General features: G+C 38.3%; 30 protein-coding genes. All 30 read left to right on the top strand.

What is annotated here, in order from left to right; translation table 11 throughout:
• Nucleotides 1–42 precede the first annotated feature (42 nt).
• The 30 genes from xerC to JFV29_RS04360 all read left to right on the top strand — a co-directional run bounded on the left by xerC (nucleotide 43) and on the right by JFV29_RS04360 (nucleotide 26,245).
• Nucleotides 43–945 carry a tyrosine recombinase XerC gene (xerC, locus tag JFV29_RS04505; protein WP_056526734.1) on the top strand — a complete coding sequence of 301 codons (903 nt, stop codon included), beginning with the start codon at nucleotides 43–45 and terminating at the stop codon, nucleotides 943–945.
• 20 nt (nucleotides 946–965) lie between these two features.
• On the top strand, nucleotides 966–1,493 hold the full coding sequence (gene hslV / locus JFV29_RS04500) for an HslVU peptidase proteolytic subunit (protein WP_056526739.1): 528 nt from the start codon (nucleotides 966–968) through the stop codon (nucleotides 1,491–1,493).
• A 13-nt stretch (nucleotides 1,494–1,506) separates the two neighbouring features.
• Complete coding sequence (hslU, locus tag JFV29_RS04495) at nucleotides 1,507–2,916, top strand: HslU--HslV peptidase ATPase subunit (RefSeq protein ID WP_056526744.1); 1,410 nt, start codon at nucleotides 1,507–1,509, stop codon at nucleotides 2,914–2,916.
• 108 nt (nucleotides 2,917–3,024) lie between these two features.
• Nucleotides 3,025–3,804, top strand: coding sequence for a GTP-sensing pleiotropic transcriptional regulator CodY (gene codY, locus JFV29_RS04490; protein WP_053345318.1), 780 nt, complete (start codon nucleotides 3,025–3,027; stop codon nucleotides 3,802–3,804).
• Between the two features lie 799 nt (nucleotides 3,805–4,603).
• Nucleotides 4,604–4,999: a flagellar basal body rod protein FlgB gene (gene flgB / locus JFV29_RS04485; RefSeq protein WP_201181449.1), complete on the top strand. Its 396-nt coding sequence runs from the start codon at nucleotides 4,604–4,606 to the stop codon at nucleotides 4,997–4,999.
• Nucleotides 4,999–5,457 carry a flagellar basal body rod protein FlgC gene (flgC, locus tag JFV29_RS04480; RefSeq protein WP_056526749.1) on the top strand — a complete coding sequence of 153 codons (459 nt, stop codon included), beginning with the start codon at nucleotides 4,999–5,001 and terminating at the stop codon, nucleotides 5,455–5,457. The genes flgB and flgC overlap by 1 nt, the downstream gene beginning before the upstream one ends.
• Before the next feature lie 6 nt (nucleotides 5,458–5,463).
• The gene (gene fliE, locus JFV29_RS04475; RefSeq protein WP_242486118.1) at nucleotides 5,464–5,787 is read left to right on the top strand and encodes a flagellar hook-basal body complex protein FliE; all 324 of its coding nucleotides are present in this window, start codon (nucleotides 5,464–5,466) and stop codon (nucleotides 5,785–5,787) included.
• Nucleotides 5,788–5,881: 94 nt separating this feature from the next.
• The gene (fliF, locus tag JFV29_RS04470; RefSeq protein WP_201181446.1) at nucleotides 5,882–7,483 is read left to right on the top strand and encodes a flagellar basal-body MS-ring/collar protein FliF; all 1,602 of its coding nucleotides are present in this window, start codon (nucleotides 5,882–5,884) and stop codon (nucleotides 7,481–7,483) included.
• Between the two features lie 17 nt (nucleotides 7,484–7,500).
• A complete protein-coding gene (fliG, locus tag JFV29_RS04465; protein WP_053345323.1) occupies nucleotides 7,501–8,520 on the top strand; it encodes a flagellar motor switch protein FliG in 1,020 nt (339 codons plus the stop codon).
• Nucleotides 8,513–9,277 carry a flagellar assembly protein FliH gene (gene fliH / locus JFV29_RS04460; RefSeq protein WP_201181445.1) on the top strand — a complete coding sequence of 255 codons (765 nt, stop codon included), beginning with the start codon at nucleotides 8,513–8,515 and terminating at the stop codon, nucleotides 9,275–9,277. Before fliG ends, fliH begins: the two co-directional genes overlap by 8 nt.
• Before the next feature lie 2 nt (nucleotides 9,278–9,279).
• Nucleotides 9,280–10,599, top strand: coding sequence for a flagellar protein export ATPase FliI (gene fliI / locus JFV29_RS04455; protein WP_201181443.1), 1,320 nt, complete (start codon nucleotides 9,280–9,282; stop codon nucleotides 10,597–10,599).
• Between the two features lie 2 nt (nucleotides 10,600–10,601).
• Nucleotides 10,602–11,045 (top strand): flagellar export protein FliJ, encoded by a 444-nt coding sequence (gene fliJ, locus JFV29_RS04450; protein ID WP_201181441.1) that lies wholly within the window; start codon nucleotides 10,602–10,604, stop codon nucleotides 11,043–11,045.
• Between the two features lie 8 nt (nucleotides 11,046–11,053).
• Nucleotides 11,054–11,671, top strand: coding sequence for a MotE family protein (locus JFV29_RS04445; protein ID WP_201181438.1), 618 nt, complete (start codon nucleotides 11,054–11,056; stop codon nucleotides 11,669–11,671).
• Between the two features lie 29 nt (nucleotides 11,672–11,700).
• Entirely contained in the window at nucleotides 11,701–13,023 is a 1,323-nt protein-coding gene (locus JFV29_RS04440; protein ID WP_201181436.1) for a flagellar hook-length control protein FliK, read from the top strand.
• Between the two features lie 8 nt (nucleotides 13,024–13,031).
• Nucleotides 13,032–13,664, top strand: a complete 633-nt coding sequence (gene flgD, locus JFV29_RS04435; protein ID WP_201181434.1) for a flagellar hook assembly protein FlgD — start codon at nucleotides 13,032–13,034, stop codon at nucleotides 13,662–13,664.
• 11 nt (nucleotides 13,665–13,675) lie between these two features.
• Nucleotides 13,676–14,062, top strand: coding sequence for a TIGR02530 family flagellar biosynthesis protein (locus JFV29_RS04430; protein ID WP_242485300.1), 387 nt, complete (start codon nucleotides 13,676–13,678; stop codon nucleotides 14,060–14,062).
• A gap of 74 nt (nucleotides 14,063–14,136) precedes the next feature.
• Nucleotides 14,137–15,357, top strand: a complete 1,221-nt coding sequence (gene flgF, locus JFV29_RS04425; protein WP_201181432.1) for a flagellar basal-body rod protein FlgF — start codon at nucleotides 14,137–14,139, stop codon at nucleotides 15,355–15,357.
• A gap of 50 nt (nucleotides 15,358–15,407) precedes the next feature.
• Nucleotides 15,408–15,623, top strand: coding sequence for a flagellar FlbD family protein (locus JFV29_RS04420; RefSeq protein ID WP_053348013.1), 216 nt, complete (start codon nucleotides 15,408–15,410; stop codon nucleotides 15,621–15,623).
• Nucleotides 15,620–16,048: a flagellar basal body-associated protein FliL gene (gene fliL / locus JFV29_RS04415; protein WP_201181430.1), complete on the top strand. Its 429-nt coding sequence runs from the start codon at nucleotides 15,620–15,622 to the stop codon at nucleotides 16,046–16,048. Before JFV29_RS04420 ends, fliL begins: the two co-directional genes overlap by 4 nt.
• 52 nt (nucleotides 16,049–16,100) lie before the next feature.
• On the top strand, nucleotides 16,101–17,099 hold the full coding sequence (gene fliM / locus JFV29_RS04410; protein ID WP_053345333.1) for a flagellar motor switch protein FliM: 999 nt from the start codon (nucleotides 16,101–16,103) through the stop codon (nucleotides 17,097–17,099).
• Nucleotides 17,089–18,306 carry a flagellar motor switch phosphatase FliY gene (gene fliY / locus JFV29_RS04405; RefSeq protein WP_201181428.1) on the top strand — a complete coding sequence of 406 codons (1,218 nt, stop codon included), beginning with the start codon at nucleotides 17,089–17,091 and terminating at the stop codon, nucleotides 18,304–18,306. The genes fliM and fliY overlap by 11 nt, the downstream gene beginning before the upstream one ends.
• A gap of 17 nt (nucleotides 18,307–18,323) precedes the next feature.
• A complete protein-coding gene (locus JFV29_RS04400) occupies nucleotides 18,324–18,686 on the top strand; it encodes a response regulator (RefSeq protein WP_053345335.1) in 363 nt (120 codons plus the stop codon).
• Nucleotides 18,687–18,709: 23 nt separating this feature from the next.
• Nucleotides 18,710–19,363: a flagellar biosynthetic protein FliO gene (locus tag JFV29_RS04395; RefSeq protein WP_201181426.1), complete on the top strand. Its 654-nt coding sequence runs from the start codon at nucleotides 18,710–18,712 to the stop codon at nucleotides 19,361–19,363.
• Nucleotides 19,356–20,021 carry a flagellar type III secretion system pore protein FliP gene (gene fliP, locus JFV29_RS04390; protein WP_053348014.1) on the top strand — a complete coding sequence of 222 codons (666 nt, stop codon included), beginning with the start codon at nucleotides 19,356–19,358 and terminating at the stop codon, nucleotides 20,019–20,021. The genes JFV29_RS04395 and fliP overlap by 8 nt, the downstream gene beginning before the upstream one ends.
• Nucleotides 20,022–20,035: 14 nt before the next feature.
• Nucleotides 20,036–20,305 carry a flagellar biosynthesis protein FliQ gene (gene fliQ / locus JFV29_RS04385; protein ID WP_056526792.1) on the top strand — a complete coding sequence of 90 codons (270 nt, stop codon included), beginning with the start codon at nucleotides 20,036–20,038 and terminating at the stop codon, nucleotides 20,303–20,305.
• Between the two features lie 3 nt (nucleotides 20,306–20,308).
• Nucleotides 20,309–21,085, top strand: a complete 777-nt coding sequence (fliR, locus tag JFV29_RS04380) for a flagellar biosynthetic protein FliR (RefSeq protein ID WP_201181424.1) — start codon at nucleotides 20,309–20,311, stop codon at nucleotides 21,083–21,085.
• 1 nt (nucleotide 21,086) lies between these two features.
• Entirely contained in the window at nucleotides 21,087–22,169 is a 1,083-nt protein-coding gene (flhB, locus tag JFV29_RS04375) for a flagellar biosynthesis protein FlhB (RefSeq protein ID WP_201181422.1), read from the top strand.
• Nucleotides 22,170–22,207: 38 nt separating this feature from the next.
• A complete protein-coding gene (gene flhA, locus JFV29_RS04370) occupies nucleotides 22,208–24,244 on the top strand; it encodes a flagellar biosynthesis protein FlhA (RefSeq protein ID WP_201181420.1) in 2,037 nt (678 codons plus the stop codon).
• Nucleotides 24,241–25,395, top strand: coding sequence for a flagellar biosynthesis protein FlhF (gene flhF, locus JFV29_RS04365; RefSeq protein ID WP_201181419.1), 1,155 nt, complete (start codon nucleotides 24,241–24,243; stop codon nucleotides 25,393–25,395). The genes flhA and flhF overlap by 4 nt, the downstream gene beginning before the upstream one ends.
• On the top strand, nucleotides 25,379–26,245 hold the full coding sequence (locus JFV29_RS04360) for a MinD/ParA family protein (RefSeq protein WP_201181418.1): 867 nt from the start codon (nucleotides 25,379–25,381) through the stop codon (nucleotides 26,243–26,245). The genes flhF and JFV29_RS04360 overlap by 17 nt, the downstream gene beginning before the upstream one ends.
• The last annotated feature ends 3 nt before the right edge of the window (nucleotides 26,246–26,248 follow it).

Here is a 26,248-nt window from a genome sequence, read left to right as displayed (position 1 = left end):
TTAAAGTATGATACTATTTATTAGCCTTTGCGAGGTGTTTCCATGATTAATCAAAATAAGGCATTATCATCCTTCATCGAATATTTACAAATAGAAAAAAACAGTTCACATTACACCATTGAAAATTACAAACGGGATATTCACGAATTTTTTTTGTTCCTGAATGAACAAGGTATTACCGATGTCACATCTGTCGAATACTTTGATGTCCGGTTGTTTTTAACGAATTTATATGAGAAAAAACTTTCTAAGCGAACTGTGGCAAGAAAAACATCTTGCCTGCGGAGCTTTTATAAATTTTTATTACGTGAAGGTGATGTGAAGGATAATCCTTTTTCTCTTGCTTCTTTACCTAAAAAGGATCAAAAGTTGCCACGTTTTCTTTATGAGGAAGAAATGAATCAGTTATTTTCTTCTTTAAAGAAAGATTCACCGATAGGAATAAGAAACACTGCACTATTGGAATTACTGTATGCTACGGGCATTAGGGTTAGTGAGTGCTGTGAAGTTAAACTGCAGGATATCGACTTGTCTCTAGGTACAGTACTTGTCCATGGAAAAGGGAAGAAAGATCGCTACGTTCCAGTTGGAAGGTATGCTCAGGAAGCGATAGATTTATACATACGTACAGCTAGGATGGAAATGACTTCGTCTGACGCTAAGGCGCATGCTTATTTATTTGTTAATTTTCGTGGAGACCCTCTGACAGCTAGGGGAGTTCGCTATATTTTAAATGAATTGATTAAAAAGTCAGCCGCAGAGGGAAGTCTTCACCCCCATATGCTAAGGCATTCCTTTGCTACACACCTATTAAATAATGGGGCGGACATACGTACAGTACAGGAATTACTTGGTCATTCAAAAATTTCATCAACGCAAGTGTATACGCATGTTACAAAAGACCAATTAAAAAAAGTCTACAATGCATCACATCCGCGAGCTTAAATGTTGAAAGGGGACACTTTATGACAACGATATTTGCAGTACATCATAAAGGTGAATGTGCCATGTCCGGTGATGGGCAGGTTACTTTAGGAAATTCAGTAGTGATGAAGCATACGGCAAGGAAAGTAAGAAAGATCTTTAATGGTAATGTCCTTGCAGGTTTTGCAGGTTCGGTTGCAGATGCATTCACTTTATTTGAGATGTTCGAAGCTAAGCTGGAAGAGTATAATGGCAATCTTCAACGTGCTGCCGTCGAAATGGCGAAGCAATGGCGAAGTGACAATGTACTGAGAAAGCTGGAAGCGATGTTAATCGTCATGGATAAAAATGATCTGCTTCTCGTTTCTGGTACCGGAGAAGTAATTGAACCGGATGACGGGATTCTTGCAATAGGATCAGGAGGAAATTATGCACTGGCAGCCGGCAGGGCATTAAAGCGTTTTTCTAGTGAGTATTTATCAGCCAAGGAAATCGCCCAATCATCTTTACAAATTGCAGCGGAAATTTGTGTGTTTACGAATACGAATATAATCGTGGAAGAGTTGTAAGGAGGAGCGCATAATGTCAAAAAAAGCTAATTTAACACCGAGGCAAATCGTTGAAAAACTGGATCAGTATATCGTGGGACAGCGGGAGGCAAAACGGGCAGTGGCAGTGGCTCTCCGGAATAGATACCGCCGTTCCCTTCTATCGGATCAACTTCGTGATGAAGTCGTTCCGAAAAACATATTAATGATTGGACCGACCGGCGTTGGGAAAACAGAAATTGCTCGGAGAATGGCTAAATTGGTTGGTGCTCCTTTTGTGAAAGTTGAAGCAACGAAATTTACCGAAGTTGGATATGTCGGGCGGGATGTAGAATCCATGGTGCGTGATTTGGTAGAGACATCTGTCCGCCTCGTGAAGGAAGAAAAGATGGCCAGCGTAAAAGAACGGGCAGAGGAAAATGCGAATCGCCGGTTAATAGAATTATTAGTGCCATCAACAAAAAAACAGAGCAATTTTAAGAATCCACTTGAAGTTTTTTTTGGAGGCAGTAACAATCAAGATGAGCAGGATCCGGATGAAAATTCCGAAGATTTAAATCTGCAGCAAAAAAGAAACATTGTAGCTGATAAACTGGCTAAAGGTGAGTTAGAGAATGAAATGATCACGGTTGAAGTGGAAGAACAGGCCGCTTCAATGTTTGATATGCTCCAAGGTTCGGGAATGGAACAAATGGGGATGAATATGCAAGACGCGCTAGGAAGCTTGATGCCAAAGAAAAGTAAGAAGCGCAAATTGAAGGTCAGTGAAGCGAGAATTGTTTTAACGAATGAAGAAGCGGCAAAATTGATTGATATGGATGAAGTTACTTCGGATGCTGTGTACGGTGCTGAGCAGAACGGGATTATCTTCATCGATGAAATCGATAAAATCGCCAGTAAGCAATCTGGGGGTTCATCAGCGGATGTGTCGAGAGAAGGGGTTCAAAGGGATATTCTACCAATTGTTGAGGGTTCAACAGTTGTGACTAAATATGGTTCGGTTAAAACGGATCATGTGCTGTTCATTGCGGCCGGAGCCTTCCATATGGCTAAACCATCCGATCTTATTCCTGAATTACAGGGAAGGTTCCCGATCCGTGTAGAATTGAACAAATTAACTGTAGACGACTTTGTCCGGATTCTTCATGAACCAGATAATGCTTTGTTAAAACAATATGTAGCTTTGTTAGAAACTGAAGGTATAGAAATTGAATTTTCTGACGATGCTGTTCGTAAGATAGCTGAAGTGGCCTTCGAGGTAAACCAGAACACAGACAATATTGGTGCAAGACGACTTCATACTATTTTAGAACGGCTTCTTGAAGACTTGTCGTTTGAAGCTCCGGAAATCACGATGGAGAAGATTACAATCACTCCTCAGTATGTCGAAGAAAAACTGGGATCGATCGCCCGAAATAAAGATTTAAGCCAGTTTATCCTTTAAGAATGAAACAAATGGCAATATGTTTGCCCATGCAATGAACATAAAATTACGGAAATACAACTTCATAGTCTATTGTGAACCATGGTATTTTTAGGAGGAACAAATCAAATGAACTTATTAGCAAAAACAAGAAAAATTAATGCAATGCTCCAAAAAGCAGCAGGAAAAGCAGTTAACTTCAAAGAAATGGCAGAAAGCTTAAGTGAAGTTATCGAAGCAAATGTGTTCGTCGTCAGTCGACGTGGAAAATTACTCGGCATAGCAGTAAGTCAGCAAATCGAGAATGAACGTATGTACAAAATGTTAGAAGATAAGCAATTCCCTGAAGTGTATACTAAAAACTTATTTAATATTCCAGAAACATCTTCTAACCTGGATATCGAAAGTGAGTACACTGCTTTCCCAGTAGAAAACAAAGAGCTTTTTGCAACTGGATTAACAACGATCGTACCGATTATGGGTGGAGGAGAACGTTTAGGAACATTGGTTCTTGCTCGTTTACAAGAGAAATTCCACGATGACGACTTAATCTTAGCTGAATATGGTGCAACGGTAGTCGGTATGGAAATCCTTCGTGAAAAATCCGAAGAAATCGAGGAAGAAGCACGTAGTAAAGCGGTCGTTCAAATGGCCATTTCCTCATTATCATATAGCGAATTAGAAGCTATTGAACATATTTTTGAAGAGCTTAAAGGTAATGAAGGTCTACTTGTAGCATCGAAAATTGCAGACCGTGTTGGTATCACTCGTTCGGTAATCGTAAATGCGTTGAGAAAGTTAGAAAGTGCAGGGGTTATCGAATCACGTTCACTTGGTATGAAAGGTACGTATATCAAAGTATTGAATGATAAATTCCTTCTTGAACTAGAAAAACTGAAAAATAACTAACAGAGAAAAAGGCAGTCCTTAAAAAAGGGCTGCCTTTTTTGTGTGTAATTTGAACGACAAGCTAGCAAGAACTTCAAAGCTAATCGGTATGAAAAATGCGTTATGCAAGAAAAAAAGGCAATTCGAATTGAGAATTTAAATTTGAAATGTGAGTATTTAGATATAATTCTGATGTCACTGGAAATATAGTGAAATTCTTCAAAATAAGAGTAATTATATTACTATAACTATAGTGATAATGTAAAAAATAACTTGTAATGAATTCCCTCCCTTCTTAATCAAAGTGTTACAAAATATCTGTTGATATTAGTAGCGGTTTTAAGAGTCCTAATTATGAAATAAGATGCTGAATTTGTCGAATATAAATTCACTTTAAAAATTTTCATTTTTTTTAAAAAAATATTAATATAGAATTTTAAAGAAACCGTTATAAAATAAGGCTAAAAAAGCAATGTTGTATAAAATCACTTATGAAAAAATATTGTAAATTAGTTCTAAAGTATCAGGTATATAGATTCGTTTTTCGGTATGATAAATAAGGAACTAGAGATAAATTTTGACTAAAATGTCGAAAAAGTATGTAAAATGTAATAAATCGTAATAATTGAACTGGAATAATACTAAAAAAAGCAGTAAATTTGAGCAAATTGTGACATTTTTCGACAATAATAGGTCTAAAGTCTTAAAAATGTTTGTGGACATAGTTATAATGTTTCTTTAGAATTAAACCATGAATACGTTGGGTTAATTTATTTCTTAAGTTATTATCTGTTTAAAATGGAAAGAGGTGAGCGATAATATGGAATTATTTTCAAATACTTTTCAATCACTTGAAAACGCTCTGAATTATTCTAATACAAAACAAAAAATTATTTCACAGAATATTGCGAATTCAGATACACCGAATTATAAAGCTAAAGATATCTCCAAAAAACAGTCGTTTCAAGCAGAGTTAGAATCTTCCATCCAATCATACCGTACCGATGAAAGACACCTAAGTTTTAAATCTGAGGGCGGTGAATCCTCTTCAATCGTGACGCAGAGGAATGTGCAATACAACAATAATGGAAATAGTGTGGACATTGATAAAGAAATGACTGACCTTGCTGCAAACCAAATTTATTTTAATGCAGTATCCGATCGACTTTCAGGTAAATTCAAATCATTGGAAACTGTAATTAGGGGAGGTAAGTAATGGGGATTTTCCAAAGTATAAATACGACTGGCTCAAGCCTAACTAGTCAAAGGTTAAGGATGGATGTGATTTCTTCCAATATGGCGAATGCAGATACGACCAGAGCGGAATATGATGCAGAAACAAAGGAGTGGAAACCATACTCGAGAAAAGCAGTTGTGCTACAAAGTAAGGAAGGTAGTTTTTCAAGCTTTTTAAACGCAGCCACTGGGAAAAACAGCGGGATTGGAAACGGTGTAAAGGTTACGGAAATAGTAAAAGATGAAACGCCTTTTGAGTTGGATTATAATCCAGAACACCCCGATGCCAATGATGATGGATATGTGGAAATGCCAAACGTCGATCCGCTTAGGGAGATGGTCGACTTAATGAGTGTCACACGATCATACGAAGCAAATGTGACAGTTTTGAATGCATCAAAGGGAATGATGATGAAAGCATTGGAAATCGGCAAATAAACTTGAATGGGGAGTGGAGATATGGAGGGGATTTCTCTTTCGGCAGGGAGCAATACATTTAATGTATTGAAAAATGACCAGAGTAATACAAATACACCATACGAAGCACATCGGAATTTTGCGTCCGTATTAAAAGAATCGTTGAATAAAGTTAATGAAACTCAAGTTGCATCAGACAATCTGACAACTAAACTGGTTAACGGTGAAGATGTTGAGCTTCATTCAGTGATGATTGCTTCACAAAAAGCCAGTGTTACAATGCAGGCTACACTAGAGGTCCGGAATAAGGTGGTTGAAGCCTATCAGGAAATGATGAGAATGAGTATATAGCATTCATTTTTTAAACCTCATTATATAAAGAAAAATGGCCAGGGGGAAAAAGATTCCCCCTTTCATAAATTCATAGACTGACCGGGGGATTTAAATGAATGATGTACTAGTGAATTTGAAAAATAAAATAACTGCTTTCTGGACTAGTCGCAGTAAAAAACAAAAAGTCCTCATGATTAGTGCAACCGCATTGATTATCATCGTCATTATGATTGTCTCGGTTTTTGCCTCCCGTACAACACTGGTACCCTTATATTCTAATTTAACGCCATCAGAAACGGGAAGTATTAAAGAGAATTTAGATAGTCAAGGAATTAAGAACGAAATTTCAGACAACGGTAAAACGATTAAAGTTCCTGAAGAAAAGTTGGATACACTTAAAGTGGAGCTTGCAGCTGAAGGGATCCCGGACTCAGGAAGCATCGACTATTCATTTTTTAGTCAGAGCGCTGGTATCGGAATGACCGAAAATGAATTCAATGTTATTAAATTGGATTCGATGCAGACGGAACTAGCCAATTTAATAAAGAAGATTGACGGGGTTGAAGATGCGAGTGTGATGATTACACTTCCGGATAAAGGGGTTTTTGTAAGTGATACAGCAGGTGAAGCGTCAGCATCAATTGTTTTGAATACGAAATCCGGCTATAAATTTGAAGAAAATCAAATTAATTCACTTTATCATCTTGTATCAAAAAGTGTTCCGAACCTGCCTACAGATAATATCGTCATTATGAACCAAGATTTTGAGTATTATGACCTTGAAAATCAAAATTCTAATTTCGCGTCTGCTTTTGTTACTCAAAACGAAATAAAAAAAGAAATTGAACGCGATATTCAAAGACAAGTACAAAATATGCTAGGAACAATAATGGGCAGAGATAAAGTTGTCGTTTCTGTCACAACAGACATTGATTTCACTCAGGAAAACAGGGAAGAGAATATAGTTGAACCGGTGGATGAAGAAAATATGGCAGGAATTGAGATTTCTGCGCAAAGAATCAATGAATCGTATAGTGGGGATGCAGCTGGGGCTGGTGGCATTCCGCAAAGTGAGGACTCCTCTGATTCATTAGGATCTAGTTATAAAGAGGGAACAAACGGATCCGGTGATTATGAAAAAGTTGATGAAACAATAAATAGTGAAGTGAACCGAATAAAGAAAGAAATAGTGGAAAGTCCATACAAAGTAAAGGATTTAGGTATCCAGGTAATGGTCGAGCCTCCTACGGCAGATGATCCAAACTCCTTATCTCAGCAGAGTGTAGATGATATTACACGAATCCTTAGCACAATAATCCGTACGACAATTGAGAAAAAAGCTGAAGGGGAAGAACTTACAGACGATGAGCTAAATAAGAAGATAGCGATTTCCGTTCAACCTTTTAACGGAAAAATGACAATTCCAGAAGATGGAACGAGAACTTCAGTGCCCATTTGGGTTTACATTGTAGGTGGAATATTATTATTAGTCATTATCATTCTATTATTCTTATTTTTCCGGTCAAGAAGGCGATTAGAAATGGAAGAGGAATACGTGGAGGAAGAGGAAGAAGAAGTCGTATTCGAGGTTCCAGATTTAAATACAGAGAAGGAAACAGAGGCATCGTTAAAAAGAAAACAACTTGAGAAACTGGCAAAAGAAAAGCCGGATGAATTTGCAAAATTATTAAGAAGTTGGATAGCAGAAGATTAGACTAGGAGGCTGTGCAAGTGACAGAAAGAAAAAAAAAGGCCGGATTGACTGGCAAACAGAAAGCTGCCATCCTCCTTATTTCCTTAGGTCCGGATGTTTCTGCATCCGTATATAAGCATCTTTCTGAAGAGGAAATTGAGAGATTGACTCTTGAAATTTCGGGAGTTAGAAAAGTAGATTCGCAGGACAAAGAAGAAATTTTAGAGGAATTTCATAATATAGCTTTAGCACAGGATTACATATCACAGGGTGGGATTGGATACGCGAAGCAGGTTCTTGAAAAGGCGTTAGGGACTGATCAGGCGGCGGCAATCATAAACCGCTTAACATCTTCCTTACAAGTTCGTCCATTCGACTTTGCAAGGAAGGCAGATCCTGGACAGATATTGAATTTTATCCAAAATGAGCATCCGCAGACGATTGCCTTAATTTTATCTTATCTTGATCCAACACAGGCAGGCCATATTTTGTCTGAACTTCCCCAAGAGGTGCAGGCCGATATTGCAAGAAGAATCGCTTTAATGGATAGCACTTCGCCGGAAATCATTAATGAAGTAGAGCAGATATTAGAAAGAAAACTATCTGCAACTGTTACCCAGGATTATACCCAGACTGGCGGAGTCGAAGCGGTTGTTGATGTATTGAACGGAGTTGATCGCTCAACAGAAAGAACTATCTTAGATGCACTTGAAACCCAAGATCCAGAACTTGCAGAAGAAATCAAGAAACGGATGTTTGTCTTTGAAGATATCGTGACTCTTGATGGAAGAGCCATTCAGCGTGTTGTACGGGAATCTGAAAATGAAGATCTCAAACTTTCCCTTAAAGTGGCAAGCGATGAAGTGAAGGAAATCGTTTTCCGTAACATGTCGAAACGAATGGTCGAAACGTTCCAGGAAGAAATGGAATATATGGGTCCTGTACGTTTGCGGGATGTAGAAGAAGCACAATCCAGAATTGTTGCTGTTGTTCGCCGCCTTGAAGAAACGGGTGAGATTGTAATCGCCCGCGGCGGAGGGGATGATATCATTGTCTAGAATTATTAAGTCCCACCAAGCAAATCAGGAGAAAAGCAATAAGATAACGATAAGAATTCGCTGTTTGGACTCACTTGAAACAGAAAGCGAGGATGAAGGGCAAATCGTTCATTATTTTCAATCAGATGAATTTCTAAACCAAGCCAAGCAGGAGGCAGAATCTCTATTAATAGAAGCAAAACAAAAAGCCAAAGCGGTTGCTGATGAAGTCCAGCAAGCCCGCGAACATTGGGAGAAGCAAGAAAAAATAATGTATATCGAACAGGCTCAAAAAGAAGGGTATCAGCAGGGAATCGAAGATGGAATCCAAAAGGGCTATAACGAGGTTGCAGGGGAGATCGCTTTTGCAAAGAAAGTGGTAGAGTCCTCTAAAAAAGATTATAAGCAACATATCGAATCATCTGAATCAGTTATTTTGGATCTTGCAATGAAAGTGGCGGGGAAAGTTATTGGCCGCCAGCTTGAAAATGATGAAGAGTCTTTTTTATCCATCGTAAAGAAAGCCATTAAAGAAGCGAGGGATTATCGGGAAGTGCAGCTGCATATTCATCCGATTCAATACCAATCGATTCTTACTCATAAGGAAGAGTTGATTTCAATCTTTCCAAAAGAAACAGAATTGTATATTTATCCGGATGATGATCTAAATGAAAGTAGTTGTATCATCGAGTCGGAGAATGGAAGAATAGATGCCAGCGTTGATAGTCAGCTACAGGAAATTAAAATGAAACTAACTGAGTTGCTGGAAGGTGAGTAAAGATGAAAGCGAAGGATCTCTTACCCTTAGTTGATGAAGTCGATCCATTTAAACACTATGGACGAGTCAAACGTGTCGTAGGGTTAATGATAGAATCCCAAGGCCCTGAAAGCTCTGTAGGCGACGTTTGTTATATCTATACAGGTATACAAAAAAAGAAAAAGAAAATATTAGCGGAAGTTGTCGGTTTTCGTGATGAAATGGTCATTTTAATGCCGTTTACAGCGGTAAGTGATATTGGACCAGGATGTATTGTTGAAGGAAGCGGACGAAGCCTTGAGATAAAGGTAGGCAGTGGATTAATAGGTAAGGTTGTCGATCCTTTAGGACATCCAATCGACGATTCGCTGCTTCCAAAAGGACTTGCTACGGTTCCGGTGGATCAAGATCCACCCAGCCCTATGGAAAGGCCTCCGATTGATGAACCAATTGATGTAGGTGTACGTGTGATTGATAGTTTATTAACAGTAGGGAAAGGCCAACGTGTTGGCATCTTTGCTGGGAGCGGTGTTGGAAAAAGTACTTTGCTTGGCATGGTAGCACGGAATACCACGGCTGACTTAAACGTGATTGGCCTTGTTGGTGAACGTGGTCGGGAAGTCCGTGAATTCATTGAGAAAGATCTTGGTCCGGAAGGGTTAGCAAGATCAATTGTTGTTGTAGCGACATCTGATCAGCCAGCGTTGATGAGAATTAAAGGTGCTTTGACGGCTACTGCCATTGCAGAATATTTTCGTGACAAAGGATTGAACGTGATGTTAATGATGGACTCCGTCACAAGGGTTGCGATGGCCCAAAGGGAAATCGGACTTGCTGTCGGAGAGCCACCCACCACAAAAGGCTATACGCCATCCGTTTTCGCTATCCTTCCAAGACTACTAGAAAGAACAGGCACAAATCAGTTAGGATCCATTACAGCTTTTTATACGGTTCTTGTCGACGGTGATGATATGAATGAACCAATCGCCGATGCAGTCAGGGGAATATTGGACGGTCATTTCATCTTAGACAGAAACTTAGCCAATAAAGGACAGTTTCCGGCTCTCAATGTTCTAAAGAGTATAAGTCGTGTCATGAATAATATTGTTGAGGAAAGGCATAAAAAGTCAGCAGAAAACTTACGGGCAAGTTTATCAACCTATATTGAGTCTGAAGATTTGATTAATATAGGTGCCTATAAAAAGGGTTCTTCAAAGGAAATTGATAACTCCATTAATCGATATCCGGAAATCATTTCATTTTTAAAGCAAGGCACTCATGAAAAAGCACCCAAAGATAAGAGTATTATCAACCTCGTAAAATTGATGGAGAAAGGTGATTAGCAATGATTTATCAATATAAATTTGAGAAGATCCTAACCATCAAGGAAAAAGAAAAAAGGGACGCACTTTCTAAATATAATGCTGCTCTAAAAACTTTTGAAAAAGTAGCCGAAAAATTGTATAAGCTCTTAAAGAAAAAAGAAGACCTTCTGGAATTCCAGCAGGAAAAGCTCCGAAATGGATTATCCGTTCAGGAAATTCGCCATCATCAGTTATTTATGGACAATATGGAAAAGCTCTTAAGCCATTGTCAACAGGAAGTCATTGAAGCCCGTTACAAAATGAATGTCCTGCAGGAAGTATTATTGGAAAGAAATATTGAAGTCAAAAAGTACGAGAAAATGAAAGAAAATGAGTTTCTTAAATTCCTGGATGTCATAAAGGAAGCTGAGAATAAACAAATGGATGAAATATCTATCCGGCAATTCTTTAGCAAAGGGCGTTAGGTGATAGAATGCGTAAAAAAGTTGAATCTACTGGATTAGATGAATTAAAAGAAAATAAAATAAGCAAATTTCAATGGTTTCTTGTAATCTTCATCCCTCTAATCTTTGCGGTAACTGTAGCCATGGTAGTTTTCTCAGTTGCGGGGGTTAATGTAGTGGAAAAGGCTAAGGAGATGTCCGCTAAAATCCCCTTCGCCGAACTTATTCAAAAGGATGAGGTAAAAGAAAACTCAGCCAAAGACACTGAGAAAGTTTCAAGAAAACTGGCGAAGTTAGAAACCGAAATAGAAAACAAAGAAAAAGAGATAGAGAAGCTGGAAGGAATAATTGATACACGAGACAAGGCCGTTGAAAAGGCTGAAGCAGAAAAACAGCAGCTTCAGTCTGAAGTGAAACAGCTTAGAGAAAGTCAGGATGGGAGTAAAAAGGCTTTCAAAGATATAATACGCACTTATGAAACCATGGCACCAAAGAAGTCAGCTCCTATCATTACAGAAATGAGTGATGAAGATGCTGTTAAGATCTTGGCAAGTATGAAAGCTGATACTTTAGCGAAGGTATTAGAGCAAATGACAACAGCAGATGCTGCCAGGTTAACGAAGAGACTATCGGAGCAAAGTTCTTAAGGGGAATCTTTAAAGGAGGTGAATAATATATGAATTTGGCCATTAATTCTTTATTCCCCTTGGCAGCAGTAAGTCAAACTGTTCAATTAAAGCAAAACCAGGGGATGAAATTGGGGTTTGGTTCAGTCCTTCAATCCGCCGTAGGGGTAGATTCAGGCAGTCCATTAGATACTGAATCCTTTCGTCTTTCCAATGAGGGGTTGTCAACTCTAAAGGATTTACTAGATATTTTGAAACTTAACAGTCTAAGTGACCTTGAGGAAGAAAGTGTTGCTGAAGATCCTTTAGTAAACAATCAAGGGGATGTTAGAACCCTCCTATTCCAGTTACTAAAAAGGCTTAGCGGTAATAATGAAGAGACTCTTACAGAATTCTTTACGACTATAGAGGAAATCAATTTAGATCAAGAACCGGAAGACTTGAGGTTGGATTCACAAAGCCTGTTATCAGCCAATGTCATGGAACTATATACAATCCTAAAACAGGTTGCTTCGTTGAGTGAAGAAGAGTGGAAACAGCTCCCGTTAGAGGGGACAGCGAATCTATTAAAGTTGGTAAAACTTCACGATCTTTTATCAGAGAATAAAGATATGACACAAGATGAAGCAACCATCCATAAGCAAATGAAAAATCTGCTTGAAGAGATATCAGGAAAACTGGAAAAATGGCTGCCTAATCAGCATCAGAAAACAAATACTAACCTTGATTTTTCTCTTCTTTTGGAAAAAGGGCAAAATAAAACATTGGAAACTGTGAAAAGCGCATTCTCACAATTAACTGGAAGCGACAAGGAAAGTAAAGATGGAACAAATAGTACCGGTCTGACTTTAAAAACAGCGGATAGTAGTAACTATCAAGGTTCGGGTATGTCATTTCTAATGACAAAGCTTGAACAATTCGTCTTGACGGCTGCTAAGGGTGGACAAACTGTCAGTCAGGAAGAGTTTGTTAAACAGTTTGAAAGTATCTTGAGTAAAGCAAATTTCACAGGGGCTAACGGTGTAAATAAACTGTTAATAAAATTGAATCCCGAACACCTAGGGTCACTTAGAATTGAGTTGATTCAAAAGGATGGCATGATGACAGCAAAAATTTTGGCCACATCGGCGCAAGCAAAAAATATGCTGGAGAAACAGATTCACGGGTTAAAGCAAGCCTTTAACGGCCAAAATATCCAAATTGAAAAAATTGAAGTATCACAGGCTTACAATGCTTTCAACTCTGAGAAATTCAGCCAGAAAGATGCGGATGAACAAAATAGACAACAAGAGAATAAGAGGGAAAGCAATGACGAGACGGAAAGTGAATTTACAGGCTCCTTTGCAGAAGCTCTGCTAAATCTAGAAGTGTAGGTGAAGAAATGACGACCATTGATACGTCACTATTATTATCAAGCTATCAATCAGATAGAAAAACAGGCGATTCACTCGGAAAAGATGATTTCCTGAAATTATTGCTTACCCAGCTGCAAAACCAAGATCCTTCCAGTCCGATGGACAATACAGAATTTATAGCCCAAATGGCCACTTTTTCTTCTTTGGAACAAATGATGAATATAGGATCCCAAATAGATGAACTAATTGGGTTAAACCAACAAAATAGTCTAATGAACTATAACTCATTCGTTGGTAAGGAAGTAACTTGGCATATATTGGATGAAAGCGGTGAGAACCTTGCGATAGAAGAAGGTGTAGGTATCGTGGAATCGATTCAATATAAAGGTGACAATATTTATTTCATTTTAGAAGATGGCACAAAACTTCAACCAGCAAATATTTCGGCAATGAAACAATCAAGCACGACATCTAACAGTTTGACTAATGCAAGTGAATTAATAGGCAAACGTGTCACATGGAATGATGAAGAAAATGGAGACCTTTCTGCCGTTGTTACATCAGTATCCATGAATAAAGGCAAGGTGCAGATAGAAGTGGATGATCAAAGCGGCACAAAACTATCATTAGATCAATTGATCAAAATCGCTAGTGCTTAAGGAGCGGAATAATGGATAAACTCGGTTTTCAAGCAAATTCCGCTCAGATGATTCCACAAACAAAAACTACTCCCTTAAGACAAAGGCAAATGATCCAACAAGGATTTCAACAGCATTTTCAAGAAGCTATATCTACTAATGAAAAGCTGACGATTAGTAAACATGCACAAATGCGGATGGATCAAAGGAAAATAGTAATAGAGCAACAAACTTGGGACAAAATAGCCGATAAAGCAAATGAGGCCAAAAAGATGGGTGTGACAGAATCTCTTATTATTATCGATAACGCGGCACTCGTAATCAGCACTAAAAATAACAAAGTCATTACTGTTGTGGATCGAGAGGAAGCCTCGTCTCAAATTTTTACGAATATCAATGGTACCATACTATTAGATTAATAGGCCGGACCTAGTATAGGAAGCCTAGGCTGTGGAATGACAGAAGCAGTCACGATATGAAAGGGGAGCTTATAATGCTTCGTTCAATGTACTCAGGAATAAGCGGATTGAAGAACTTACAAACAAAATTAGATGTTATTGGGAATAATGTGGCTAATGTCAACACCTATGGTTTCAAAAAAAGTCGTGTAACATTCAGTGATACGATGAACCAAACAATATCTGGTGCTAGTGCCGCGACAGCAAATAAAGGTGGTACCAATTCTAAGCAGATTGGATTGGGGTCAACTATCGCAACAATTGACACCATTCATACTCAATCAAGCTTGCAAACTACTGGACGCGATCTTGATTTGGGTATATCTGGAGATGGTTATTTCGTCGTCAAAGAAGGAGATGTATTATCTTATACACGTGCTGGTAACTTCTATTTAGATGATAATGGCACGCTTGTAAATTCTAATGGAATGAAAGTGCAGGCCTACAAGGTTGATGCAAACGGAAAACCATCAAAAACAATCGGAGATGTATCTGTAAACGTTAATGCGGTTTTACCTGCTGTAACAACTACAAAAGTATCCGTAAGTGAAAACTTGGCAGCGGACGCAATTGAGGGTTCCGTATTCAGCCAGCAAATAAAAGTTGTTGATGAAAAAGGTAAAGAACAAACAACAACTATTTATTTCAAGAAAAATGGTGAGAATAATTGGGGAGTTTATGATCAGGATCCAACTTCGGACTCTGAACTAGAGCCTTTAACTACTCTTAGTTTTACGGATGGTAAATGCGATGTGACAAGCGATGTTAACCTATCAATTGATATTAGTAAAGGTGATGACAGTGATGATAGTAAAAAAATAAAATTAGATTTCGATTTCTCTACTCTCACCCAAGATAAAGGAACAACTACAGCTATGGTCAACCCGAATGGTAATAAAGAAGGGAAACTGGAGAGCTTTAATTTTGGGCCATCAGGTGAAATTAGCGGTATCTACTCAAATGGGAAAATTGTGACTTTGGGTCAACTGGCTATTGCCAAGTTTACAAATGCATCCGGATTGACTAAAACAGGAGGCAATATATTCCAAGAATCAATAAACTCTGGTACAGCAAACATCAATGTCGCAGGTGAAGGACGCGGAACAATTGCATCAGGTTCTTTGGAAATGTCCAACGTCGATTTATCAGAAGAGTTTACGGAAATGATCGTCGCGCAACGTGGATTCCAATCGAATTCAAGAATTATCACGACGTCGGATGAAATTTTACAAGAGCTGGTTAACTTAAAACGATAAGTTAAGGGAGGGAGGAGCCAGGTGCTTATTTGCTCTGGCTCCTAAATATTATTATTAAAGTCACAAGGCTGAATGGCAAAAGCTTTCATATCAATGCATTGTACATAGATACGGTCGAATCGTTGCCGGATTCGACTATTACGTTTACAAATGGGAAGAAAATCGTGGTGCTCGAGAAGGAAGAAGAAATAATTCAAGCCATTATACAATTTTATCGTACCGTGAATGTTCTGGGATTGCGTGATGATGAGGAGGAAAGGTTATGAAAAAAAAACTATTGACTATTATGTTGATTATGCTGGTGGCAATTACTCTTGTTGGCGTAATAGCGGTCGTGGTTGTTACAAAGTTATCTGACCCCACATCTGCAGAGGGTAAACCCTCCATAGATGAAATTATCAAATCATCTGTTGAAATTCCTGAAATTACAACGAATCTTTCGGGTAATGATTATATCAAAATCTCATTTATGGTCCAAACAGAAAATAAAAAAGCAAAAGAAGAGTTGGAAAAAAGAAGTTTTCAGGTGAAAAACATTATTATTGCCGAACTGTCCGAAATGAAAGCGACAGAGTTAACTGGTAAAAAGGGCAAGGAAAAACTTCAGGATACGTTAAAGACTAGAATTAATGAATTAATGGAAGAAGGAAAAGTTGAAAAGGTTTATATAACCTCCTCGATTCTTCAATAAGAACATCCTTGCTTCATTAAATAAGAAGGGGAAGCTTTGGAGGTGAGTGCTAATGTCCGGGGAAATATTATCGCAAAATGAAATCGATGCTTTGTTATCGGCCATTTCTACAGGTGAAATGGATGCAGATGATTTAAAGAAAGAAGAAGTAGAAAAAAGAGTGAAGGTGTACGACTTTAAAAGAGCACTTCGGTTTTCAAAGGATCAAATCCGCAGTTTGACTAGGATACACGAGAACTTTGCAAGATTGCTTACAACTTATTTCTCTGCTCAGCTGAGGACATATGTTCAAATATCCGTAGCATCTGCAGATCAAATTCCATATGAAGAGTTTATACGTTCAATACCTAAGATGACCATTTTGAATGTGTTTGAGGTACCGCCTCTGGATGGCCGTATCATTCTTGAGGTCAATCCGAATATCGCTTATTCCATGATGGATAGAGTTTTGGGAGGACGGGGTATCAGCGTTAATAAAGTCGACAGTTTAACTGAAATAGAAACAAAGATCATGTCAAATCTATTTGAAAAGGCTTTTGAAAATTTACAAGAAGCTTGGGGGACGATTGTTGATATCGAACCGGTAATGACAGAGTTTGAGGTGAATCCGCAATTTTTACAATTGGTTTCACCAAATGACACAGTTGTAGTCATATCTCTAAATACGCAAATCGGTGAAACGAGCGGAATGATTAACATTTGTATTCCTCACGTTGTTTTAGAACCAATCATACCGAAGTTGTCTGCTCACTACTGGATGGAAAATTCTCAAAAAGAAAGAATTCCTGAGGAAATCAAGGTTTTGGAAAATCGTATTAGGAATGCAGATCTCTCAATTATTTCCGAATTAGGAACTACGGATATCGCTATCCAGGATTTCCTTCTGCTTGATGTAGGTGATGTCATCGATTTAAATCATGCTATCGATAAGCCTTTAACAATTAAAGTAGGGGGAATTCCGAAATATAGTGGACAACCAGGCAAAGTAGGTAAAAAACACGCCATCCAGATTCTTAATATTTTGAAAGGGGGAGACGAAAATGATAAGTGATGAAATGCTTTCACAAGACGAGATAGATGCCCTTTTAAAAGGTACAAGTGATATAGAAGATGAGGTGAACTTTCTTTCGATAGAAGATTATTTATCAATGATGGAACTGGACGCGCTCGGTGAAATTGGGAATATCTCTTTCGGGAGTTCGGCCACTGCTTTATCCACTTTGTTGAATCAGAAAGTGGATATCACTACCCCGGCGGTTACATTAATTGAAAGGGGTAAGATTGCGGAAGAATTCCCGCATCCCTATGTAGCCATCCAAGTGCAATATACAGAAGGTTTTACAGGCATTAATATGCTTGTCATCAAACAAAGTGATGCGGCGATCATTGCCGATTTGATGCTTGGCGGTGATGGTTTGAATCCTTCAGAGATGCTAGGAGAAATTCAACTAAGTGCGGTCCAGGAAGCAATGAACCAAATGATGGGTTCGGCTGCTACATCAATGTCGACCATTTTCAGTAAAAAGGTAGATATTTCACCACCAAGCATCGATTTACTGAACTTTTTAAATGGTGAAGGTGAAAGTGCAATACCGGATGAGGATTTATTTGCAAAAATTTCTTTCCGTTTAAGAGTGGGGACATTAATTGATTCCAACATTATGCAACTGTTGCCTTTAGAATTTGCAAAAGGGTTAGTCAGTGAACTATTAAATGGAACAAGTGAAAGTGAAGCCGATGAAAATAAAATGGAACAGATACAAACCAACCCAACACAGAGCAATTCTCTTCAAGAGCCGGTATCATTCCAAAATCCTGTATCGAATCAGCCGACAAATGAGAATTATGGACATAGTGGTTACCAAACAAAACCGACATACAAAATACCGAATGAACCGCAACATTTTGGAGTTTCATCCGTTCCAACAGGACAACCGGTAAATGTTCAGCCAGCCAGTTTTTCCAGTTTTCAGCCGTATCAGCTTCAAGAGTCCGAAACGAAAAATCTTAGCATGCTGATGGATATCCCATTGCAGGTAACCGTAGAGCTTGGGAGAACAAAGCGCTCTGTCAAAGAAATTCTAGAGCTGTCATCTGGTTCTATAATTGAATTGGATAAATTAGCTGGTGAACCGGTGGATATCCTGGTAAACAGCCGCTTAATTGCAAAAGGCGAGGTTGTTGTGATTGATGAAAACTTTGGAGTTCGTGTTACGGATATTATGAGTCAGAGCGATCGACTAAAAAAACTTAGATAAATTTGGAGGACAAAAAAATGGCAAATAAAATTTTAATTGTTGACGATGCAGCATTTATGAGAATGATGATAAAAGATATCCTTTCTAAAAATGGTTTTGAAATTGTTGGAGAAGCAGCAGATGGTGCTCAGGCAGTAGAGAAATATAGAGAAACGCATCCGGATCTTGTAACGATGGATATTACTATGCCTGAAATGGATGGAATCACAGCATTAAAAGAAATTAAAAAGGTAAATCCGCAAGCGAAGGTCATAATGTGTTCTGCAATGGGGCAACAAGCAATGGTTATTGATGCAATCCAGGCAGGGGCAAAAGACTTTATCGTGAAACCATTTCAGGCAGACAGGGTATTGGAAGCCATAAATAAAGCATTAAGTTAATGAAGTAAGAGGGTGTCTTCATATTGTTTTTTATTAAAAAATGGCTTCAGGTCTCACTTGTGATAGCAGTTTTCTTCTCAGGGGCCATTCAGGCGAGTGCGGAAGATCTTGATAAAACAGTGAAGGATGTTTATGAACAGCCAGATGATTTGAAAACGGATAAATCAAAAGACTCCCAAACTACCAAACAAGCTTCAAATCCCGAACAAGTGGGGATAACTATTTGGGAGTTTCTAAGGATGATCTTTGCGACCATTTTTGTGGTGGGGCTTTTATATATCATATTAAAGTTCATAAATAAAAAAAGTAAATCGTATCAAAAAGCAAATTCAGTAGAGAATTTAGGCGGCACAAGCCTTGGAGCAAATCGATCGGTTCAGCTTGTTAAAGTGGGCGGTAGAATATTAGTAGTCGGAGTTGGCGAAAACATACAGCTCTTGAAAGAAATAGATAATCCCGAGGAATATGAGCAGTTAATGAAAGATTACAACGAAAAAATGGATCAAATGATTCAGCCAGGAGAATTTGCCACGAAATTGAAAAATAAGTGGCTGAAAAAAAGAGAAATCGAAACTAATAGTTTTTCCTCAGAGTTCAAAAATCAGCTCGATCAAATGTCTGATAGTAGGAAGAAGCTGTTAAATGAGCTTGAAAGGAAAGGAAGAGACAATGAATGAGTTCATGGAGTTTTTTAATAACAGCGATCCCACTAATGTCTCTACTTCCGTCAAACTTGTTCTCCTGATGACTGTTTTATCGCTTGCTCCAAGCATTTTGATTTTAATGACATGCTTTACAAGAATCATTATTGTCCTCAGTTTTGTGAGAACGTCGCTTGCTACACAACAGATGCCGCCGAATCAAGTCCTGGTTGGTCTAGCTCTTTTTATGACATTTTTTGTAATGGCACCGACTTTTCAGGAAGTGAACGAAAAAGCATTAACTCCTCTATTTAATGAAGAAATAGATTTAGAAGAGGCGTATGAGCAGACTGCGATTCCTTTTAAGGAATTTATGAGTGCCCATACAAGGCAGAAGGACTTGGCCTTATTTCTAGAATATGCCAAGGTCGATAAGCCGGAAACGATACAGGATATTCCCTTGACCGCATTTGTACCAGCTTTTGCAATTAGTGAAATCAAAACAGCCTTCCAAATAGGTTTTATGATTTTCATTCCATTTCTGGTTATTGATATGGTCGTTGCAAGTGTCCTGATGTCGATGGGGATGATGATGTTACCACCAGTCATGATTTCCTTGCCGTTTAAAATCCTCCTCTTCATTCTTGTTGATGGTTGGTATTTAGTAGTGAAGTCTTTATTACAGAGTTTTTAAGCAGGTGAGAAAAAATGAGCGCAGAGTTTGTTATTGATGTAGCAGAAAAAGGAATTTATATGGTATTGATCATAGCTGGCCCCTTGATGTTGATAGCTCTTGTTGTAGGACTATTAGTAAGTATCTTTCAGGCGACCACACAGATTCAGGAACAGACCTTGGCCTTCGTTCCAAAAATTGTGGCTGTCTTATTGGCACTTATTTTACTCGCTCCATGGATGCTAAGTCATCTATTATCATACGCAAATGAAATATTCGGTAACTTGAATCGATTTGTAGGGTAGAGAATGGAGGATATATTTCCGTACTTTCCTGCATTTTTATTAATAGTGGTCAGGGTTACAACCTTTTTCGTGGCAATGCCGATTTTTTCGTATCGATCTATACCGATACAGCATCGAATCGGACTTGGGATTTTCCTTGCTTGGATTATGTACTATACCATTGAAGCGCCGGTTCTAGCTTTGGATGTCACATTTTATTTATTAATCATAAAGGAAGCATTTGTAGGGCTTTTCATCGGGTTTGCTGCCTATATGATTTTATCAGCGGTTCAAGTTGCAGGTGGGTTAATTGACTTTCAAATGGGTTTTTCAATTGCCAATGTCATCGATCCGCAAACAGGGGCTCAAAGTCCATTAATGGGACAATATCTATATACGATTTCCTTATTATTTCTTTTAAGTACAAACGGTCATCATTTGCTTTTGGATGGAATTTTTTATAGCTATCAGTTCATCCCGATTGATCAATTATTTGTGCCCTTTGGGGACCAGGCATTAATAGAGTACTTGGCCAAAGCATTTAGTAAGACATTCATGATTGCGTTTCAAATGTCAATTCCAGTAGTGGGCAGCATTTTTTTAGTGGATGTCACGCTTGGAATTCTGGCAAGGACAGTTCCCCAATTAAATGTATTTGTTGTCGGAATTCCAGTGAAAATTATAGCAGGTTTAGCGGTTATAGTGATAGTCATGGGAATGATGATGACGGTTGTTACCCAACTTTTTAATTTCTTACTTGTGACGATGCGTCAGTTAATGCAGCTGATCGGAGGAGTATAACATGGGGTGGATTCAGCTGGATTTACAGTTTTTCGCTGGTGAAAAGACGGAAAAGGCGACTCCAAAAAAACGTCAGGATTCGAAGAAAAAAGGACAGGTAGCTAAAAGTCAGGATGTAAATACCTCTGTGAATTTAATTGCTGTGTTTTCGGTGCTATTGATGATGGGACCTTATATGTACAATCATCTTCTCGGTCTCATGAAAGAATATCTGCAACACTTTACGATTGCAGGATTCAGTGAGGAAAATATACAAATTACCATGATAGAGGTTTTGAAGGAGATGGGACTTATCCTCGGTCCTGTTTTTGCAGCAGCGGTGATTGCAGGAATTTTGGCTAATGTGATGCAAATTGGGCTTATGTTTTCTACTGAGTCAATTCAGTTTAAACTTGAAAAATTGGATCCTATTAAAGGGTTCAAACGTATTTTTTCCTTGAGGGCCATTGTTGAATTATTGAAATCCATTCTTAAAATATCATTTGTAGGTTTAGTTGCCTTTTATGTACTTTGGCAGCGTATGGACGAGATTATGATTTTATCCCAGATTTCTGTGGAAGAAGCAATGGCAACATTGGCAGATATTACGATAAAGGTAGGGTATTATGCTGCCGTGGCTTTATTGTTCATTGCTCTATTAGACTATTTGTATCAAAAATATGACTTTGAAAAAAACATCCGGATGTCCAAACAGGATATTAAGGATGAATATAAAAATTCCGAGGGTGACCCGTTAATTAAATCAAAGATTAAGCAAAAGCAAAGGCAGATGGCAGCGCAGAGAATGATGCAGGAAGTGCCAAATGCTGATGTCGTCATCACAAACCCGACGCATTTTGCGATTGCTTTAAAATATGATGAAAATAAGGCGGAGGCTCCGTTTGTAGTGGCAAAAGGCGTTGATTTTGTAGCTCAGAAAATTAAATATATTGCTAAAGAAAACGATGTGATCATGGTAGAAAACCGTCCTTTGGCAAGGTCCTTATATGATCAAGCGCAAATAGGCCAGGCGATTCCTGAGGAATTTTTTAAGGCAGTCGCTGAAATACTCGCCTTTGTTTATAAAACGAAAGGTAAGCTGTAAGGAAGTAAAATGTGACCCGCTAGTTAGGAGAGAAGAACATGCGAGCAAGAGATTTAGTTGTCATATCGAGCGTCATCATGATTGTTGCCATGTTGGTCATTCCATTACCAACATGGTTGTTAAGTATTTTACTTCTTTTAAATATATCTCTTGCGCTGTTGGTTCTATTGACTACGATGAATATGAAAGAGCCTTTGGAATTTTCAATATTTCCTTCCTTGCTCCTTTTACTGACATTATTCAGGCTGGGGTTGAATGTGTCGACGACACGTGCCATTTTGACATATGGTGATGCTGGCGGTGTAGTCGAAACCTTTGGCTCGTTTGTAGTCGGAGGGAACGTGCTTGTAGGTTTAGTTGTATTTATCATTTTGGTTATCATCAATTTCATCGTCATCACGAAAGGTTCTGAACGGGTGTCAGAAGTGGCAGCAAGATTTACGCTAGATGCGATGCCTGGGAAACAGATGGCCATTGATGCAGATTTGAATGCTGGGATGATCTCAGAAAATGACGCACGTACCAGACGAGAAAAAATCAGCAATGAAGCTGACTTTTATGGATCCATGGACGGAGCGAGTAAGTTTGTTAAAGGAGACGCCATCGCCGGTATTATCATTGTCATCATCAATTTGATTTTTGGAATGATTATTGGTGTCATGCAATTGGATATGAGTTTTGGAGAATCTGCTGTTCATTTTTCCATGTTATCAGTTGGAGATGGAATTGTCAGTCAAGTGCCTGCCTTATTGATTTCAACAGCAACAGGAATAGTCGTAACCCGGGCAGCCTCGAATGGTAATCTTGGATCAGATATTGTTGAACAGTTATTTCAATTTCCAAAGATGCTTTACTTGACTGCAGCAACAATTTTTTTGCTAGGTTTATTCACGCCAATTTCAGATATATTTACGTTTCCAATTGCAGCGTTATTAGTCATAGGAGGGTATACGATTTCTAGGATACCACAGCCGAATGAAAGTGAAATACAAGAAATGGAAGAAGTGTTGGAAACAGATGAAATGAAAAGTCCAGAAAGTGTCGTTAACCTTTTGAGTGTCGATCCAATCGAATTCGAGTTTGGATATGGACTAATTCCCCTTGCTGATGCCAATCAAGGGGGAGACTTACTAGACCGTGTCGTCATGATCCGCCGACAACTGGCAATTGAAATGGGACTTGTCATTCCAGTCGTCAGAATACGAGATAATATCCAGTTGAACCCTAATGAGTATCGGCTAAAAATTAAGGGAAATGAAATTGCAAAAGGGGAATTGCTTCTGAATCACTTTTTGGCAATGAGTCCAGGAATAGAAGATGAATCAATAGAAGGAATCGATACGATAGAACCATCATTTGGTCTACCAGCTAAATGGATTACGGATGATATGAAAGAGCATGCAGAGATGATGGGCTATACAGTTGTAGATCCTCCAAGTGTTGTATCCACACATTTAACGGAAGTCATAAAAGCGAATGCTCATGAGCTTTTGGGCAGGCAGGAAACGAAACAATTGATCGATTATCTTGGTGAATCATCACCAATTCTTGTAGAAGAGGTCACCCCGAATCCCTTGTCGATAGGTGATGTACAAAAGGTATTGGCAAAATTGTTAAAGGAAAAAGTTTCTATAAGGAACTTATCAATCATTTTCGAAACACTTGCTGATTATGATAAGTTGTCGACGGATACAGATTTGCTTACTGAATATGTACGACAGAATTTAGCCAGGCAGATTACTAATTCCTTTATCGTAGAAGAAAATCGAATAAAAGTCATCACGTTATCGGGAAAAGTAGAAAAAACCATTGCAGATGGAGTGCAACAAACTGAACATGGAAACTTTTTATCACTAGATCCAAATATATCTCAGTCCATATTGGAGGCAATTGCGGCCAAATTGGATGAGCTGACGTTAATGGAACATCAACCAATCCTACTTTGTTCTCCAGCAGTACGGATGTATACCCGGCAGTTAACAGAACGTTATTTTCCTAATGTACCGATTCTTTCATACAATGAACTCGAATCGAATGTAGAAGTACAAAGTGTAGGGGTGGTGAATATCGATTGAAAGTAAAGAAATATATGGCACCATCAATGGCCGAAGCTATGAAGCGAATAAGAGAAGAATTAGGCAGTGATGCGATTATTTTAAGTTCAAAAGCTGTCTATATTGGTGGTTTCCTAGGATTATTTAAAAAACGGAATATCGAAGTCATTGCAGCCATCGATCCAGTTTCACAGCCCAACCAAATGGTAACTAAACAAAAAATGAAGAAGTTGCCTGTGAAACAAGAAATATCGAGTAATAGCACTATTACACAGGAAGGTAACAATGAAAGTACGGATCTATTAAAAGAATTAGAAGGTTTAAAGGATATGATTAAAAGTATACAAATCACATCTGATAGACACTATCCGGGAAAACTGCAGAAAATCAATGATTATCTCACAGAGCAGGAAGTGGATGTACAGCTTCGCTCGCAAATCATGGATGAATTACTTGAAAAATGGTTTGCTCTCAAACAACAATCCACTGACGAAGAAGTACAAGGTTGGTTAGAAGAAGCCTTATTTGAAATATTGGAGAAGGTTCAAAACGGGAAACCCGGTCTGCAAAAAAAATATATTAATATTGTTGGACCAACAGGAGTTGGTAAGACAACCACCCTCGCTAAAGTAGCAGCAGAGACCATGCTTAGGTATGGTAAAAAAGTGGCTTTCATTACGACAGATACATACAGGATTGCAGCAATAGATCAGCTTAAGACGTATGCAAAGATTTTAAATGTTCCGATTGAAGTAGCGTATAATTTGGAAGATTTTAAAAAAGCAACGGAACGGTTTTCTCATTATGACTATGTATTTATAGATACTGCTGGAAGGAATTTTCGCAATCCACAGTATGTTAAAGACCTTAGTGAAATTATTGATTTTACAGATGAGATGGAAACATATTTAGTTTTGTCATTGACTTCGAAGCAAAAGGATATGGAAGATATTTATCGGCAGTTTGCTAGCATACCAATTAAACAGGTCATTTTTACTAAAGCTGACGAGACATCTACTTTCGGGGCTATATTTAATTTTATACACGCTCATAAACTAGGAGCCGCTTATATTACAAATGGACAGAATGTACCAGATGATATTGAAAAAGCTACATCATTACAACTATTGAAAATGGCTTTTGGGGCTAAAAAATATGAAAGATCAAGCTGAGAACTTACGAAGAAGACTGGAAACCCACCAAAATCAATCAGTGGCTAAAACTCTTGCCATTTTAAGTGGTAAAGGTGGCGTCGGAAAATCTAACTTTTCTTTGAACTTTTCCCTCGCTTTATCTAAACGAGGAAATAAGGTCCTGTTGTTCGATATGGATATCGGGATGGGAAATATAGATATTTTGATTGGTGAACATTCATCTTACAGTATCGTTGATTTCTTTGAAAGTGGTCGTAGCTTGATAGATATTATGACGACAGGCCCAGAGAGTATTTCAATCATTACGGGTGGAACAGGGCTGACAAGCCTCTTTTCCCTCGGTGAAAACAAGTTTATGCGGTTTAATGAAGAATTTAGTTTGCTGTTGACGGATTATGATTATATTTTGTTTGATATGGGGGCAGGTATAACTCAGGACTCGGCAAAATTTCTGTTATGTGTTGATGAGTTAATCGTTATTACGACGCCTGAACCGACTTCCGTAATGGATGCCTACTCTACAATGAAATACATACATTCCGTCAAAAAAGAAATTCCATATTTTCTGGTTTGTAATAGAGTTTTCACAAATAAGGAAGGCAAAGAAACGATTATGCGGCTTCAAAATGCACTTAAGAAATTTTTGGGGCTGGAAAGTGTAGCACTTGGTTACCTGCCGGACGATAGAACTGTTTCCAAAGCTGTTTCAAGACAAATACCCTTTATCCTTTTTGATTCTGAAGCTAATGTATCTAAAGCTCTTATGGATATTGCATCGAGATATACAAGCCATTCATTTGGTGGAGAATTGACTTTACAAAAAAGCAACTTCCTTAGCAATATGAAGAGATATCTTCTTGGAAAGTAGGTC

The organism is Peribacillus sp. TH16 (assembly GCF_016651095.1).
Taxonomy (GTDB): domain Bacteria; phylum Bacillota; class Bacilli; order Bacillales; family DSM-1321; genus Peribacillus; species Peribacillus butanolivorans.
Note: the sequence above shows the minus strand (reverse complement) of the source record. Positions and strands in the feature narration are given on the sequence as shown.